Origin of the sequence: Pedobacter mendelii (assembly GCF_014635725.1) — a bacterium.
GTDB classification, from domain to species: domain Bacteria; phylum Bacteroidota; class Bacteroidia; order Sphingobacteriales; family Sphingobacteriaceae; genus Pedobacter; species Pedobacter mendelii.
Map to the genome: position 1 here is coordinate 401657 of NZ_BMDJ01000002.1, position 15623 is coordinate 417279.

Here is a 15623-nt window from a genome sequence, read left to right on the forward strand (position 1 = left end):
CATTGAAAGTCTATAATTATAAAGATTTATCTAAATCAAAAATTGAAGAACTGTGTTCGAGGCAAATTGAAGATGATAAATTGGTTGAAGAACGTGTTACAGACATCATAAAAACTGTAAAAAATGATGGCGATAAAGCACTCCTTAATTTCGCAAAAGCATTCGATAAAGTCGAGTTAGAAAAACTTTTTTTAGATGCTGAGGAATTAAAAAGTATTGCATCTACCATTCCGGCTGATGCTAAAAAAGCAATTGAAACGGCTTATCATAACATAAAAACATTTCATCAGTCTCAATTAAAAACTGAAGATAAAATAGAAACCATGCCTGGCGTAGTTTGCTGGCGAGAATCGAGAGCTATTCAAAAAGTTGGCCTTTATATTCCAGGCGGAACAGCAGTTTTACCAAGCACTTTTTTAATGCTGGCTACCCCAGCTATTATTGCTGGTTGCAAAGATATAGTGGTTTGTTCTCCACCTCAAAGTGATGGCAAAACCAACTGCTACCTAGCTTATTGCGCTGTGCTTTTAGGCATAGAGAAAATTTACTTAATTGGAGGTGCACAAGCCGTAGCCGCCATGGCTTTCGGAACGGAAACTGTGCCTCAAGTTTATAAGATTTTCGGTCCAGGCAACCGTTATGTAACCACAGCAAAAACTATGGTTCAAAACAAGGTGGCGATTGATATGCCTGCAGGGCCATCTGAGGTTTTGGTGGTTGCTGACGAGACTGCCAATCCGTCATTTGTAGCCGCCGACTTACTTGCACAAGCAGAACATGGAATTGATAGTCAGGCAATTTTGGTCTCTACATCTATTGAAATAATAGAAGAAACACTTTTAGAAATTGAAAATCAGTTAGCTATCCTACCAAGAAAGGAAATAGCAGCTAAAGCAATCGAAAATTCTTATGCTGTTTTAGTTAATGATTTGAGCGTAGCAATGGAGTTTTCAAATGAATATGCGCCTGAACACTTAATTTTAGCGACAGAAAAATTTGAGCACCTTATCCCACTGATAATCAATGCAGGTTCGATATTCTTAGGAAACCTTACTCCGGAAAGTGCAGGCGATTATGCATCAGGAACTAATCACACTTTACCTACAAGTGGCTTTGCTAAAGCCTATTCGGGTGTATCAATTGATTCATTTCTTAAAAAGATAACCTTTCAACACTTATCAACCAATGGATTAAAAAACATTGGACCAACAGTAGAAGTACTCGCCGCAGCTGAAGGTTTGGATGCACACAAAAATGCGGTTACGATTAGATTAAGATAGTTAGTTTGTTAATTGGTTTACTAGTTGGTTAGAGTGTAAGCAAGGTACTTATTGCAACATCCGACAAAAACTAAAATCAATAAACCAAAAACTAAACAACCAAAAAACTAAAAACCCATTAAAAATGGATATTAACGAATTAGTAAGAGAAAATATAAGAAGCCTTAAACCATACTCTACCGCCAGAGATGAGTTTAAAGGTCAGGCATCTATATTTTTAGATGCCAATGAGAACAGTTACGGTTCTCCCCTACCCGCAAATTACAATCGCTACCCAGACCCTTTACAGTTAGATTTAAAGGATGCCATTAGTAAAATTAAAGGTGTACCAATTGAAAATACTTTCCTTGGAAATGGTAGTGATGAGGCAATTGATTTGTTGTTTCGTGCCTTTTGTAATCCGGGAAAAGATAATGTAATTATTTTGCCCCCAACTTATGGCATGTACGAAGTATCTGCGAATATAAATGATGTAGAAATTCGAAAAGTAAATCTACTTCCGAACTTCCAATTAGACCTCGAAAAAATCGCAGAAACGATTGATAAAAACACGAAATTAATTTTCATTTGTTCCCCAAATAATCCAACCGGAAATTCGATAAATAGAACAGATATTGAAACCATTTTAGCCAACTTTAAAGGTATCATTGTTATTGATGAGGCCTACATAAATTATGCTAAACAAAAGACCTTTATTCAGGAGTTAACTGAATATGGAAACCTGGTTGTTTTGCAAACTTTTTCTAAGGCTTGGGGCCTTGCTGCTTTACGTTTGGGGATGGCATTTTCATCAACAAAAGTTATCGATGTTTTGAATAAAATTAAGCCGCCTTATAATATCAATCAGGCTACTCAAGACTTAGCTTTTGAGGCATTAAAAAACATCGAACAAGTTAACGCATGGATTAAAGAATCTGTATCAGAAAGAGAGCGACTAGCTGACCAGTTAAGCAACTTAAATATCGTTACAAAAGTGTATCCTTCGGATGCGAATTTTATTTTAGTTGCCTTAACCGATGCAACAAAAATTTACGATACATTAGTGGAAGAGGGAATCATTGTTCGCGACCGCTCAAAAGTAATTTTGTGCGAGGGTTGTTTAAGGATAACTGTAGGAACGATTGAAGAAAATGATAAATTGATAACCATTCTGAAAAATTTCTAAATAAATGAAGAAAGTATTATTTATAGACCGCGACGGAACTTTAAATATCGAACCAGATGATGAACAAGTTGATAGTTTTGCCAAGCTAAAATTTTATCCACGCTCGTTATATTATCTTTCTAAAATTGCGGCAGAAATGGATTACGAATTGGTAATGGTTACCAATCAGGATGGATTAGGAACATTATCAAATCCGGAGGAAAATTTTTGGCCCATCCACAATTTTATGTTAGATACTTTTGCTGGTGAAGGTGTAAACTTTAGCGAAATAGTTATCGACAGAACTTTTGCGAAAGACAATGCTCCTACTCGTAAACCGGGTACAGCTTTGCTAACAAAATATTTCAGTAGCGATTACGATTTAAAAAATTCATACGTCATTGGAGACAGGTTAAACGATGTTGTTTTGGCTAAAAACTTAGGTGCAAAAGCTATTTTCCTTCGTCAGAATGATGCATTAGGTTCCACTGAAGCGCTAGACAAACATGAAACCTTGCTTGATGTTATTGTTTTAGAAACTAAAAAATGGGAAGATATTTACAACTTGCTTAAGGCAGGAATTAGGAAAATTAACCATGTGCGTAAAACCAATGAAACCGACATTACCATAAATTTAGATTTAGATGGAACCGGCAAAGCTAAAATCGAAACGGGCTTAAACTTTTTTGACCACATGCTAGACCAAATTGCCAGACATGGAAGTGTTGATTTAGAAATCATAGCCAAAGGCGATTTACATATAGACGAACACCACACGATAGAAGACACTGGAATTGCCCTTGGCGAGGCTTTTGCTAAAGGCTTAGGCAACAAACTAGGTATTGAACGTTACGGGTTTTGCTTGCCTATGGATGATTGTTTAGCGCAAGTTGCGATAGATTTCGGCGGAAGAAACTGGATTGTGTGGGATGCAGAATTTAAACGCGAAAAAGTTGGCGATATGCCTACAGAAATGTTCTATCACTTCTTCAAATCGTTTAGTGATGCAGCAAAATGCAATCTAAACATCAAAGCTGAAGGTGATAATGAACATCATAAAATTGAGGCTATCTTTAAAGCTTTCGCAAAAGCAATTAAAATGGCGATTAAGCGTGATGCGGAGAAAATGGTTTTGCCAAGCACAAAAGGGCTTTTGTAAAATGTAAGAGGGATGATGGATGATTGGGATAGGCCTTGATGTAGGTACTTTGTTAAATAAACCCGATAGCAGTGGAAAGCGACCGATTCTTCATCGGGCCTTGAAACGAATAGCGGGACTGCAGAACCTTTGGAAAACTAACATTCGTTTTCAAATTTTATAAAAGGAATTTTAATAACAGCTAATTAATAGGCTTATTGTCTTGATACTTGATACTAAATACTTGATACTAATACTTGATACTAATACTTGATACTAAATACTCGATACTAATACTAAAATGATTGGAATAGTAAATTATGGCGCTGGCAATATCTTCTCATTAACCGCAGCTTTAGAGCGTTTAAATGTGCAATATGGCATGGTAAACACCGAATCAGACTTAGAAAAATACAGCCACATCATTATCCCTGGCGTTGGGCATGCTGGTACGGCGATGGAAAAATTAAAGCACACCGGATTAATTGATGCTATAAAAGCTTTAAAAAAACCCGTTTTGGGAATTTGTGTTGGTATGCAATTGATTACTGAACATTCGGAAGAGGGAGATGCAGCGCTTTTGAGTATCGTGCCTGTGAAAACGAAAAAATTCGATAAGTCGCTGAATATCAAAATCCCACACATGGGCTGGAACGCTGTTAATCCGAAAAACAATTCGCTGTTTGAAGGTGTTGAAGATAATACACAATTTTACTTTGTGCATTCGTACTTTATTGAATATAACCCTACTTTTGACATCGCCTCTGCTCATTACGGATTAAAGTTTTCAGCAGCGATACAAAAAGATAACTTTTATGGCGTTCAGTTCCACCCAGAAAAATCTGGAAAAGCTGGAGAACAGATATTAAAAAATTTTTCAAATCTCCGTTGAGCTTTAGAAATTAAAAAGTAACTTTTAACTTTCAACCTTTAATTTATAACTTAAGAAATGTATATAATTCCTGCTATTGATATTTTGGATGGAAAGGTTGTTCGCCTACGCGAGGGCGACTATAACCAGAAAACTGAATATGATGTTTCTATTGCCGATATGATAGAAAAGTACCGTTCAAATGGAACCGATTTCATCCATATTATTGATTTGAATGGTGCTAAAGGTGATTTCAGTAATCAAAAATCACTTTTCGAAATCATTAAGAAAACTGAAATGAAAGTGCAGTATGGAGGAGGAATTCGTACGATTGATCAGGTAACGAATTTGCTTGATGCAGGAATCCATCGTGTAATTGTAGGTACCCAAGCGATTACGAATCCTGATTTCTTACAAGAATTAAGCGAGACTTTTGCCAAAAAAGAAGACTATGCAAATCGCATTGTAATTGCCATCGATGTGCTAGACGAGGTAATTAAATATTCTGGTTGGATGGAAAGTTCGCCAATCAAATTGATGGACTATGTTGATAAATGCCTGGCCTTAGGATTCTTCCGTTTTTTATGTACCGATATTAGTAAGGATGGTAAATTAGGTGGTGCTGCTGTAGAATTGTACAAAAAACTACTCGAACACTCTCCAATGATAAAATTGATTGCATCAGGTGGCGTGAGTTCTATGGAAGATATTTACGAATTGGCTAAATATCCAATTAGAAGTGTTGTAGTTGGAAAAGCAATTTACGAAGATAGAATTACCATCGAAGAGATTAAAGAGTGGAATTTGAGGATGTTAAGTTCGATTTAACCCAACAATTTGAATAATAATTGAAGTATTGTTAATCGGTCGTCATGCTGAATTTATTTCAGCATCTTTAATACATATAAGACCCTGAAATAAATTCAGTGTGACGATGCGCCTAGCGAACTATTTAGGATAATCGTGCCTCGCAATGACGAAACCCAAACAAATGCTGAGTAAAAGAATAATTCCCTGCCTCGATGTTAAAGACGGTCGCACGGTAAAAGGTGTAAATTTTGTTGATTTACGCGATGCAGGCGACCCGGTAGAATTAGCTGCTCAATATGCACAGCAAGGCGCAGATGAACTGGTATTTTTAGACATCACGGCTACACATGAGCGGCGTAAAACGATGATTGAAATGGTTAAATCAGTTGCCCGTCAATTGAATATTCCTTTCACAATTGGTGGTGGCATTACCGAACTTGCTGATGCAGAAGCTTTACTAAATGCAGGTGCAGATAAAATTAGTATTAATTCGGCTGCTGTTCGTAACCCAAAATTGATTGAAGAACTAGCAAAGGCTTTTGGTGTTCAGTTTGTAGTTTTAGCCGTTGATACTAAATTTGTTGATGGTAGAAATATGGTTCACTTAAACGGTGGCCGATTAATTATCGAACTAGAAACCGAAAACTGGATTAAACAAGCCGAAGATTTAGGTGCTGGAGAAATTTTATTAACCTCTATGGACCATGATGGCACCAAGGCAGGTTTTGATTGTGGTTTACTTCACAAAATAAATCAAATGATAAATATTCCAATTATTGCATCTGGCGGAGCTGGAAACATGGAACATTTTACAGAAGTATTTCAAAAAGCAAATGTTGATGCCGCATTAGCAGCATCTGTGTTTCATTACGGCGAAATTCTAATACCAGATTTGAAACAGGAATTAAACAGAAATCAAATTCCTGTAAGAATTTAAATTTACACTCGTCATTGCGAAGTACGAAGCAATCTATTTTGCAGGAAAGATTGCTTCGTACCTCTCAATGACTGAAAAGATAAAAAAATGAATATCAATACATTTTCTCTTGATTGGGATAAAACAGCTGGCTTATTGCCTGTAATCATCCAGGATTATAAAACTTTAGAGGTTTTAATGCTGGGTTATATGAATGCAGAAGCATTAGAGAAAACGCAAGCTGAGGGTAAGGTTACTTTTTTTTCACGCTCTAAAAATCGCCTTTGGACTAAAGGAGAAACCAGCAACAATTTTCTCTACGTTAAAGAACTTTTTGTTGATTGCGATAACGACACAATCCTAATTAAAGCCGATGCTGTCGGACCAACTTGCCATACTGGTAGCCGCAGCTGTTTCAAAACAGAATTTAATCAAAACTTCATTTTTGAATTGGAGAACATCATTGATGATAGATATGCAAATCCTGTTGAAGGTTCTTACATCAACAAAATGCGCAAAAAAGGTTTAAATAAAATTGCACAAAAAGTTGGTGAAGAAGGCGTAGAAACCGTAATTGCTGCATTGGCGGAAAGTGAGGAAGAACTAATTGGAGAGGCATCAGACCTTGTGTTTCATCTGCTATTCTTGCTAAAAGAAAAAGGTTTATCCATTCAAGACATTGCAAAAAATTTAGAGAAAAGACATAAGTAGGTTGAGGTTAAGGCTAAGACTGAGATTGAGGTTGAAGTCAAGGTTAAGGTTAAGATTGAGGCAGGCTGCTTACAACTCAATCTCAGCCTCAATCTTGGTCTTGGCCTCAACCTCAGTCTCAGTCTCAGCCTTAACCTCAATCTCTCAACCTCAACCTCAATCCTCAATCCAATGCTCAAACACTTAAAAACCCTTTCTGGTCATCAAAATCCTGTTTATGCTTTAACCAATTCTGAGGGAGGCGAAACATTCTATAGCGCCGGAAATGATAAAGGCGTTGTAGAATGGTCGTTAGCGGATATGGCTTTTCTGAAGGTTAAAATGCCTGTTCAAAGTTCTGTGTATTGCTTGCACCATTTTGATAATTTTTTATTTGTTGGAGAACGCAGTGGTGCATTTAGTGTTTACGATTTACATAAAGAAAAAATTGTTATTCGGGTAAATGCACACTTGAAGCCAATTTTCGACATCAAAACCGTGATATCAAAAAATGAGTTGATTACAACTGGCGAAGATGGTACGGTTGCAGTTTGGTCGTTAACTGATTTTACAGAAATTTACCGTTTTCAGGCTGCATACGATACCGTAAGAACGATAGCAATTTCCCGAGATGAAAAAGAAATTGCACTTGGTTGTAAAGACCATTTAATTAGAATTTACAATTTAAACGATTATAGTTTAAAGCAAACGTTAGAAAGTCACTCTTTACCTGTTACTTCGCTCGCCTACCATCCGGAAGGAAAATATTTAATTTCTGGAAGTAGAGATGCGCAATTAAAAATCTGGAATCTACCAAACCATGAGTTGTTCCAAACCATACCAGCGCACATGTTTACCATTTACGACATCTCCTTCCACCTTACACTACCTTATTTTGCAACGAGTAGTCAAGATAAAAGCATTAAAATTTGGGATGCAGAAAACTTTAAATTGTATAAAATTTTAAGTTTAGAGAAAAGTGAGTCTGGACATGCGCACTCAATCAATAAAATAATCTGGAGTAATGATGGCAAGTATTTAATCTCTACAGGAGATGACAGGAAAGTTATAGTTTGGGAGATGGAGAATTAATTCAGTCACTCCACAAAACGCTTTATAATTCTTAGTTTATGTGTGTATTTTCCTAACTCTTTATTGTATATACCTTCATCATCTACAGGGTCTATTCTTACCTTTCCTGATGAATGAATAATTTCGTTGTTGCTCAGCATAATACCAACATGGGTAATCTTACCTTCCGTATTATCGAAAAAAGCAACATCACCAGCCTTACATTCAGCTAAAAAACCTACTAATTCTCCTTGCTCGGCTTGCTGTGATGCATCTCTGTTTAATTTAATGTTAAGCATTTTAAAAACAGTTTGTACAAAGCCAGAACAATCTAAACCGAACAAATTTCTACCTCCCCACAGATACGGAATATTTTGAAAAAATTTAGCTGTAGATTCAACTTCTGCTTTGAAATCGGCTTTCAAACTATCGTGAGGAATAAAATTTAATTTGAACTTTTCCTTACCAGCATAACAATATCCATCGGCTAAATATGGCAGGTTGCTGGACGGACTTAAATGATAGAAACTTCCATCAGCAGCAGTTAAAGTATTATCGAAATTCAAAGGTGATAGGCATTTACAATCTTGCATTTCTATAAATTCCTGCTGTGTTACAGGAGCCAGCTGCCTAAAATCCATCCAACCTTCGTAGCCATCATAACCATTTTGGATTAACCACCAGCGCTCTTCTTTCTGGATAATTTCAACATGTTCGCCAAAAAGTAGCTGCGAAACAATTTCTGCTTTATCTGATGCGCTTGCCCTTAAAGGTGCGACTGCAACTCTGCAAATACCGTATTGATTTTCCATTTAAATATGCTGGTAAAAGATTTAGTAAAACTAACAAATTACATTCATTGACTAACATTTTGCGCACAAATTTGTTAATTTTATAATGTTTACATTTTAATCTCTTCGCTATGAACTTTAAGAAAATTTTAATTGCTGTTGATAACAGTACCTGCTCAGAAAAAGCTGCGAAAGCCGGATATGAAATTGCAGTCAAATTCGATGCAGAAGTTGCGTTGGTTAACATAATTGAGCCAATTCCTGCCAATGTTAATCCTGATTTAACCCTTGCACCTGTTTTTTTAGAGACTTATGATAATAGCGACGAAAATAGCCATGTGCTCTTAAAAGAAATGGAAAATAAATTTTCTGGCGGAATTAAAACCACCTACCTAAGTGTGGTTGATACTGCAGCTCATGGTATAATTCAGCAATCTGATGAATGGGGTTCTGATTTAATCGTAATTGGTACTTATGGAAGAACAGGTTTATATCATTTTTTAATGGGAAGTGTTGCGGAACATGTAGCCAGAAAATCGGCTTGCCCGGTGCTAATTATACCAAATAAAAGCGATATCGACTAACCAATATCGTTCATGAAAAAGATTATACATTCAACTATCCTCATTGCTTTTCTTATTTGGAATTCGGCGGTTTCGCAAACCACACAACAAAAAGTTTCACTTGTTGAACTTTCAAAAATAGATGCTTTATTTAAGGAGTATTTAAGCAAAGGATGGATTAAAGGTATTACCGCAAACATAGCTGTTGATGGTAAAACTGTGTATAATAAATCATTAGGCAACAATTTAAACAGACCTTTTAAAACCAATGATATTTTAAGAATTGCCTCGCAAACTAAGGCTGTTACTTGTACTGCTGTGATGATTTTATTTGATGAGGGTAAATTTAAATTGGATGATCCGATTTCGAATTACATCCCGGCCTTTAAAAATCCAAAAGTATTAGATAAGTTTAATCCTTCTGATTCGAGCTATACTACAAAACCAGCAAATCACGAAATTACCATCAGAGAATTACTTACCCATACTTCCGGGCTTGGCTACGCCCAAATTGGATCGCCTGAAATGAATGCCATTTATGCTAAAGCGGGTGTTGAAGCGGGCTTCGTTATTCATAAAAAACTTTTAGAAACAGAAATTAATAGATTGGGAACCCTACCGCTTGCAAATCAACCTGGGGAAAGCTGGCATTACAGCCTAAGCATGGATGTTTTAGGCAGACTAGTTGAGGTAACTTCGGGTTTGAGCTTAGATAGCTTTTTTAAGCAGCGAATTTTTGTGCCACTTAATATGGTTGATACGTATTTCGCACTTCCTAAAGATAAACACAATAGATTATCCACAGTTTACACAGAAGATGAAAAAACACATCAGGTAAAAGTTTGGAAAGATGGTACTTTTCCAGGAGCAACAATTAATTATCCAATTAATAAAAATGGTTATTTCGCTGGCGGGGCGGGCTTAGTTTCCACATCAAAAGATTATGGGGTTTTTCTGCAAATGTTGCTGAATGGTGGCACGTATAATGGGAAAAGAATTCTTTCGGAAAACAGTGTTAATTTAATGACTACCAACCAAATAGGAAGTATTCCTTTTGGAGATAATACTTTTGGCTTAGGATTTGAATTTGTGACTGACAAAGGAGCGAAGAAATTTGGTAAAAGTGTCGGCTCCTACAGTTGGGGAGGTTTCTTTGGTTCAAATTTCTGGGTAGATCCAAAAAAGAAAATTGTTGCTCAAATTTATGTTCAGCAGTGGCCATTTTCACACGGCGAAATTGCAGAAAAATTTCAATCGATAATTTATAAAGCCATTAATTAACTGTAAAAAATAAAGTCCCGATTCACATCAGGACTTTAATATTTTAAAAATGCTAATTAGTAAATTAATTTTCTTGGTGTAACCAAGCTTTTTTGGTTAATAATTCCTCTTCTGTTTCACGGATATCTTCATCATCAACACAACAATCTACCGGGCAAACTGCAGCACATTGAGGCTCGTCGTGAAATCCTTTACACTCCGTACACTTATCTGACACGATATAATAAACTTCATCAGAAACTGCTTCTTGCGCAGCATCAGCTTCTATTTGTTGATTTCCAAAATCTATAGTACCATTCAAATTTGTTCCGTCAGAAAAACGCCAAGCAGTACCGGCATCGTATATTGCATTATTAGGGCATTCCGGTTCGCAAGCCCCGCAATTTATACACTCATCTGTTATTTTAATCGCCATGTTTTCGTCTAATTCTTTTGCTTAGTTTACCTTTGCGCTGCAAATATAGCACTTAATCATTTAATAATAATTCTAAATATGTCAGTTTTAACACAAGAAAAAGTAATAATCGCCTTTAAACAGTTAGGCAACTTTCTTACCAATCCTACTGATAAACTAGAAAACACCATGTTTGCTGCACAAAATAGTAATGCCTGGTTTACGCCAGAAAATATAAAAAAATCTGTTTCTTCATTTGCTGAAATGCTTAATGAAAACGATTTAAATTACTGGTTTCAGTCAGTTAAGTTTAGCATTTCACCAAAAAAAGTGGGCTTAATTTTAGCCGGAAATATACCAATGGTTGGTTTGCACGATGTTTTAACTGTGCTGGCGACAGGAAATATTGCATTAATAAAACTATCTTCTTCTGATGATAAATTGATTAAAGCCATAATTACCGAACTTACAAATATTGAAAATGGCTTTAGGGATAGAATAGAATATGTAGAACGATTAAAAGATTTTGATGCCATAATTGCCACCGGAAGTAATAATTCATCAAGATACTTCGATTATTACTTTAGCAAAGTTCCAAACATCATCAGAAAAAATAGAAATAGTGTCGCAGTTTTAGATGGTTCTGAATCATTTGAAGATATACAAAATTTAGGTGCAGACGTGTTTGATTATTTTGGTTTAGGCTGCAGAAATGTATCTAAACTTTATTTCCCAAAAGGTTACGATATTGCTAAATTTTATGAAGGCATAGAAAGCTACCAACCAATAATCAATCATTTTAAGTATAATAATAACTACGATTACAATAAATCTATTTATCTGGTAAATGCAGCTAAGCATTTCGACAATGGCTTTTTACTCTTAAAGGAAGATGAAAGTTTAACTTCGCCACTTGCCGTTCTTTTTTACGAAGAGTATTTGAACACTAACGATATTGAAGAAAAGCTAAATGAAAAAGCACAACAAATTCAATGCATAATTACGAAAGCTTCTATCAAAACTAAAACATTCGGATTTGGAGAAGGCCAACATCCAAAACTGTGGGATTATGCTGATGATGTTAATACCGTTGAATTTTTGAATGGCTTAGTATAGCAATATCTATTTTGTGGGAGCTAAATTTCCTAATCAGAAAATACATCAATCAGATATTATCTTATCTCGTAAATCAAATCACATTGCATATACTCTTTGGTTTTTTACCTTTCAGCTTTCAGCTTAAATAGCTATTTTTGGGCACAATGTATATCATTAAAGTTAAAGGCATCGCCAAAATTCCAGATTATGTTCAGCTTAGAGATGACAAGTTTACTTTGCTTGCTTATTTTAGAGTAGATAGACCTGATAAATCGCTTGATAAATTAGGTTTAGGAGACAAACAAGAATACATCATGGAAATGGTAAAAGATTTGCCTTTTGGGCAAATTGCTAAATTAGAAATATAACATGGCAGAAAACGCAGTAATTCATTTAAGCAATGTTGATGTTTTTCAACAAAAACACTTAGTATTATCAAACGTAAATTTACATATAGAGAAAGGCGAATTTGTGTTTTTGATTGGTCAAACAGGTTCTGGAAAAAGTAGTCTGCTTAAAATATTATATGGCGATTTGCACATCGGAAATGGAAACGGAGATATTGTGGGCTTTGATTTAAAAAATTTAAAAGAAAGTCAGGTTCCTTTTTTACGTCGCAAATTAGGTGTTGTTTTTCAGGATTTCCAGTTACTAACAGATCGAACGATAGAAAAAAACCTCGAATTCGTTTTGAAAGCAACAGGCTGGAAGGACGCAAATCTTATTAATGAGCGCATTAAAGATGTACTGGATAAAGTTGGTTTACGTTCAAAAATTAAAAAAATGCCTCATGAAATTTCAGGTGGAGAACAACAACGTATTGTAATTGCAAGGGCTTTACTTAACGATCCTGAAATTATTCTTGCTGATGAACCAACAGGTAATCTTGACCCGGAGACATCAGAAGAAATTGTAACCCTTCTAAAACAGATTAGCCAAAATGGAACAGCTATTTTAATGGCCACACACGATTATCAAATGATTAGAAAGTTCCCGTCCAGAATTATTAAATGTGAAAGTGGAATTGTTCATGAAGATGCACAAATAGTTTAGCTAGTTATAACTTTAGATTTCAGATTGTCAAAATAGCTAAATCTAATGGCTAACACTTTCTGCCAAAATCGTAAATCAAAAATCTGCAATCGTACATCTGCTGTCAATCTGTTCAGGTAAATTCAAATAACTCTGCCAGCTTGGCTGATTTAGGTTTATGGCAAAATAGTTGCGCATAATAGAAAAAATTCAGCCTGAATATTATGTTTAATAAGAAGAAAAATAACGATATAGAAGAAAATATAATGAATACTGAAAATCCATCAGAAAATACTGAAGCCCAGAATTCAGAAAATACTGATGCCCCGGAAAACTTAGAGCAAGCTGAAGAGCAATCTGCTGAAGAAAAACTTCAAAATGAAGTTCAACAACTTAATGATAAATATTTACGCTTATACGCTGAGTTTGACAATTATAAACGCCGTACTCAAAAAGAACGTGTTGAGTTGCTACAAACTGCTGGTAAAGATGTAATTATATCTCTTTTACCTGTATTAGATGATTTCGACAGAGCATTAAAAGCAATGGAAACCGCTACAGATGTTGCGCCTGTTAAAGAAGGTATTTTATTGGTTAGCACAAAACTAAAAAATACATTGGCTCAAAAAGGTCTGAAAGATGTAGAAAGCATTAACAAAGATTTTAACACTGATTTCCACGAAGCAATTACCAATATTCCTGCACCAACAGATGTGCTAAAAGGTAAAGTGATTGATGAAGTTGAAAAAGGCTATACCTTAAATGATAACGTTATCCGCTTTGCAAAAGTAGTAGTAGGAGCGTAAACTAATTTTGAATGTAAAAATGAGTGATTGATTGAATGACTAGTATATGCTCTAACTCAATCCTTCAGAATTCAATCATTAAAATAATTAGTAAATAAAAAGATACCAGTTAAACTAATTTTGAATGTGAAAATGAGTGATTGATTGAATGATTAGTATATGCTCTAACTCAATCCTTCAGAATTCAATCATTAAAATAATTAGTAAATAAAAAGATACCAGTTAAACTAATTTTGAATGTGAAAATGAGTGATTGATTGAATGATTAGTATGTGCTCTAACTCAATCCTTCAGAATTCAATCATTAAAATAATTAGTAAATAAAAAGATACTGGAGTAAACTAATTTTGAATGTGAAAATGAATAATTGATTGAATGATTAGTACATGCTCTAATTCAATCCTTCAAAATTCCATCATTAAAATAATTAGTAAATAAAAAGATACCAGTTAAACTAATTTTGAATATGAAAATGAGTTGATTGATTGAATGGTTATTATATTCTCTAATTCGATCCTTCAAAAATTCAATCATTCTATAAATAGAGATGAGTAAAAGAGACTATTATGATGTATTAGGCGTAACGAAAAGCGCCCCGGCTGATGAGATTAAGAAAGCTTATCGTAAAATGGCCATTAAATATCACCCTGATAAAAATCCGGGAGATAAGGCTGCAGAAGATATGTTTAAAGAAGCTGCCGAAGCTTACGAAGTGTTAAGCAATGCGGAGAAAAAACAACGTTACGACCAATTTGGTCATGCAGGAGTTGGCAGCAGTGCATCTGGAGGCTATGGTGGCGGAAATATGAACATGGATGATATTTTCAGCAATTTTGGAGATATTTTTGGTGGTCATAATCCATTCGAAAGCTTTTTTGGCGGCGGAGGCGGAGGTCAACAACGTGGTGGTCGTCGTGTAGCTAAAGGCTCAAATCTTCGTATAAAAGTTAAATTAACTTTAGAGGAAATTGCTCACGGTGCTGAGAAGAAAATAAAAGTAAATAAACTAATTGCCTGCAAAACATGCGATGGAACGGGCGCAAAAGATAAATCATCAGTAAGTACATGTGGTACTTGTGGTGGCAGCGGACAAGTTCGTCGGGTTACCAATACAATTTTAGGGCAAATGCAAACTGCATCTACCTGTCCTACTTGTAATGGCAGTGGCCAGCAAATTACGGCTAAGTGTACGGTTTGCCATGGAGATGGTGTTGTGCGTGGCGAAGAAACCATTACAATTAACATTCCTGCAGGAGTGAGTGAAGGTATGCAATTAAGCATGAGTGGAAAAGGAAATGCAGCTCCAAACGGAGGCGTTCCCGGCGATTTGATTATTTTAATTGAAGAAAATGCTCATGAAACTTTAAAACGCGAAGGCAATAACATAGTTTACGATTTACATTTAAGTTTTGCAGATGCTGCTTTGGGTATTAGTATTGAAGTACCAACGATAGACGGTAAAGCAAAAATAAAAATTGACCCAGGTACACAAAGCGGAAAACTTTTACGCTTAAAAGGAAAAGGTTTACCTGAAGTAAATTCATACCACAGAGGGGATGAGATTATTCACATCAATGTTTGGACACCGAAAGCTTTAAGCAGTGAAGAGCGAACTATTTTAGAAAAATTACGTGATTCTGCCAATTTTAAACCGCAACCAGGTAAAAATGAGAAAAGCTTTTTCGATAGAATGAAAGAATATTTCGAATAATAAGTTTAAATTAAATTATTAAACAAA

17 protein-coding genes are annotated in these 15623 nt (G+C 35.4%); 15 read left to right on the plus strand and 2 right to left on the minus strand.

The genetic code is table 11. The features are described 5' to 3' along the window. Window positions 1-2: 2 nt before the first annotated feature. From hisD to IEV50_RS05150, 8 genes are all read left to right on the plus strand, one after another. Window positions 3-1280 (plus strand): histidinol dehydrogenase, encoded by a 1278-nt coding sequence (gene hisD, locus IEV50_RS05115; protein WP_188412163.1) that lies wholly within the window; start codon window positions 3-5, stop codon window positions 1278-1280. A gap of 124 nt (window positions 1281-1404) precedes the next feature. Next, a complete protein-coding gene (gene hisC / locus IEV50_RS05120) occupies window positions 1405-2445 on the plus strand; it encodes a histidinol-phosphate transaminase (protein ID WP_188412164.1) in 1041 nt (346 codons plus the stop codon). Between the two features lie 4 nt (window positions 2446-2449). Then, window positions 2450-3583, plus strand: coding sequence for a bifunctional histidinol-phosphatase/imidazoleglycerol-phosphate dehydratase HisB (gene hisB / locus IEV50_RS05125; RefSeq protein ID WP_188412165.1), 1134 nt, complete (start codon window positions 2450-2452; stop codon window positions 3581-3583). 280 nt (window positions 3584-3863) lie between these two features. Continuing rightward, entirely contained in the window at window positions 3864-4454 is a 591-nt protein-coding gene (hisH, locus tag IEV50_RS05130) for an imidazole glycerol phosphate synthase subunit HisH (protein ID WP_188412166.1), read from the plus strand. Between the two features lie 57 nt (window positions 4455-4511). After that, a complete protein-coding gene (gene hisA / locus IEV50_RS05135; RefSeq protein WP_188412167.1) occupies window positions 4512-5261 on the plus strand; it encodes a 1-(5-phosphoribosyl)-5-[(5-phosphoribosylamino)methylideneamino]imidazole-4-carboxamide isomerase in 750 nt (249 codons plus the stop codon). Between the two features lie 163 nt (window positions 5262-5424). After that, window positions 5425-6180: an imidazole glycerol phosphate synthase subunit HisF gene (gene hisF, locus IEV50_RS05140; protein WP_188412385.1), complete on the plus strand. Its 756-nt coding sequence runs from the start codon at window positions 5425-5427 to the stop codon at window positions 6178-6180. An 87-nt stretch (window positions 6181-6267) separates the two neighbouring features. Continuing rightward, window positions 6268-6870: a bifunctional phosphoribosyl-AMP cyclohydrolase/phosphoribosyl-ATP diphosphatase HisIE gene (gene hisIE / locus IEV50_RS05145; RefSeq protein WP_188412168.1), complete on the plus strand. Its 603-nt coding sequence runs from the start codon at window positions 6268-6270 to the stop codon at window positions 6868-6870. A 171-nt stretch (window positions 6871-7041) separates the two neighbouring features. Next, window positions 7042-7941 carry a WD40 repeat domain-containing protein gene (locus tag IEV50_RS05150; protein ID WP_188412169.1) on the plus strand — a complete coding sequence of 300 codons (900 nt, stop codon included), beginning with the start codon at window positions 7042-7044 and terminating at the stop codon, window positions 7939-7941. A 5-nt stretch (window positions 7942-7946) separates the two neighbouring features. Here IEV50_RS05150 and IEV50_RS05155 read toward each other — a convergent pair whose 3' ends face one another. Continuing rightward, the gene (locus IEV50_RS05155) at window positions 7947-8732 is read right to left on the minus strand and encodes a C40 family peptidase (protein ID WP_188412170.1); all 786 of its coding nucleotides are present in this window, start codon (window positions 8730-8732) and stop codon (window positions 7947-7949) included. A 110-nt stretch (window positions 8733-8842) separates the two neighbouring features. On the opposite strand from IEV50_RS05155, the gene IEV50_RS05160 reads away from it, so the two are divergent. Both IEV50_RS05160 and IEV50_RS05165 read left to right on the plus strand, forming a co-directional pair. Further along, the gene (locus IEV50_RS05160; RefSeq protein WP_188412171.1) at window positions 8843-9295 is read left to right on the plus strand and encodes a universal stress protein; all 453 of its coding nucleotides are present in this window, start codon (window positions 8843-8845) and stop codon (window positions 9293-9295) included. A gap of 12 nt (window positions 9296-9307) precedes the next feature. Then, entirely contained in the window at window positions 9308-10555 is a 1248-nt protein-coding gene (locus IEV50_RS05165; RefSeq protein ID WP_188412172.1) for a serine hydrolase domain-containing protein, read from the plus strand. 64 nt (window positions 10556-10619) lie between these two features. Here the strand turns inward: IEV50_RS05165 and IEV50_RS05170 are convergent, their stop codons facing one another. Continuing rightward, entirely contained in the window at window positions 10620-10970 is a 351-nt protein-coding gene (locus IEV50_RS05170; RefSeq protein ID WP_188412173.1) for a 4Fe-4S dicluster domain-containing protein, read from the minus strand. 78 nt (window positions 10971-11048) lie between these two features. Between IEV50_RS05170 and IEV50_RS05175 the strand changes: the two genes are divergently transcribed. The 5 genes from IEV50_RS05175 to dnaJ all read left to right on the plus strand — a co-directional run bounded on the left by IEV50_RS05175 (window position 11049) and on the right by dnaJ (window position 15596). Continuing rightward, on the plus strand, window positions 11049-12065 hold the full coding sequence (locus IEV50_RS05175) for an acyl-CoA reductase (protein ID WP_188412174.1): 1017 nt from the start codon (window positions 11049-11051) through the stop codon (window positions 12063-12065). A gap of 146 nt (window positions 12066-12211) precedes the next feature. Then, window positions 12212-12415, plus strand: coding sequence for a fructose-6-phosphate aldolase (locus IEV50_RS05180; RefSeq protein ID WP_188412175.1), 204 nt, complete (start codon window positions 12212-12214; stop codon window positions 12413-12415). Window position 12416: 1 nt separating this feature from the next. Further along, the gene (locus IEV50_RS05185; protein WP_188412176.1) at window positions 12417-13100 is read left to right on the plus strand and encodes a cell division ATP-binding protein FtsE; all 684 of its coding nucleotides are present in this window, start codon (window positions 12417-12419) and stop codon (window positions 13098-13100) included. Between the two features lie 203 nt (window positions 13101-13303). After that, complete coding sequence (locus tag IEV50_RS05190) at window positions 13304-13885, plus strand: nucleotide exchange factor GrpE (protein WP_188412177.1); 582 nt, start codon at window positions 13304-13306, stop codon at window positions 13883-13885. Window positions 13886-14432: 547 nt separating this feature from the next. Then, window positions 14433-15596, plus strand: a complete 1164-nt coding sequence (dnaJ, locus tag IEV50_RS05195) for a molecular chaperone DnaJ (protein ID WP_188412178.1) — start codon at window positions 14433-14435, stop codon at window positions 15594-15596. Window positions 15597-15623: the final 27 nt, after the last annotated feature.

Excerpts from the sequence above, each read along its gene's own strand:
- hisC (WP_188412164.1), top strand. The coding sequence starts at position 1,405 with ATGGATATTAACGAATTAGTAAGAGAAAATATAAGAAGCCTTAAACCA.
- hisB (WP_188412165.1), top strand. The coding sequence starts at position 2,450 with ATGAAGAAAGTATTATTTATAGACCGCGACGGAACTTTAAATATCGAA.
- hisH (WP_188412166.1), top strand. The coding sequence starts at position 3,864 with ATGATTGGAATAGTAAATTATGGCGCTGGCAATATCTTCTCATTAACC.
- hisA (WP_188412167.1), top strand. The coding sequence starts at position 4,512 with ATGTATATAATTCCTGCTATTGATATTTTGGATGGAAAGGTTGTTCGC.
- hisF (WP_188412385.1), top strand. The coding sequence starts at position 5,425 with ATGCTGAGTAAAAGAATAATTCCCTGCCTCGATGTTAAAGACGGTCGC.
- hisIE (WP_188412168.1), top strand. The coding sequence starts at position 6,268 with ATGAATATCAATACATTTTCTCTTGATTGGGATAAAACAGCTGGCTTA.
- IEV50_RS05150 (WP_188412169.1), top strand. The coding sequence starts at position 7,042 with ATGCTCAAACACTTAAAAACCCTTTCTGGTCATCAAAATCCTGTTTAT.
- IEV50_RS05155 (WP_188412170.1), bottom strand. The coding sequence starts at position 8,732 with ATGGAAAATCAATACGGTATTTGCAGAGTTGCAGTCGCACCTTTAAGG.
- IEV50_RS05160 (WP_188412171.1), top strand. The coding sequence starts at position 8,843 with ATGAACTTTAAGAAAATTTTAATTGCTGTTGATAACAGTACCTGCTCA.
- IEV50_RS05165 (WP_188412172.1), top strand. The coding sequence starts at position 9,308 with ATGAAAAAGATTATACATTCAACTATCCTCATTGCTTTTCTTATTTGG.
- IEV50_RS05170 (WP_188412173.1), bottom strand. The coding sequence starts at position 10,970 with ATGGCGATTAAAATAACAGATGAGTGTATAAATTGCGGGGCTTGCGAA.
- IEV50_RS05175 (WP_188412174.1), top strand. The coding sequence starts at position 11,049 with ATGTCAGTTTTAACACAAGAAAAAGTAATAATCGCCTTTAAACAGTTA.
- IEV50_RS05180 (WP_188412175.1), top strand. The coding sequence starts at position 12,212 with ATGTATATCATTAAAGTTAAAGGCATCGCCAAAATTCCAGATTATGTT.
- IEV50_RS05185 (WP_188412176.1), top strand. The coding sequence starts at position 12,417 with ATGGCAGAAAACGCAGTAATTCATTTAAGCAATGTTGATGTTTTTCAA.
- IEV50_RS05190 (WP_188412177.1), top strand. The coding sequence starts at position 13,304 with ATGTTTAATAAGAAGAAAAATAACGATATAGAAGAAAATATAATGAAT.
- dnaJ (WP_188412178.1), top strand. The coding sequence starts at position 14,433 with ATGAGTAAAAGAGACTATTATGATGTATTAGGCGTAACGAAAAGCGCC.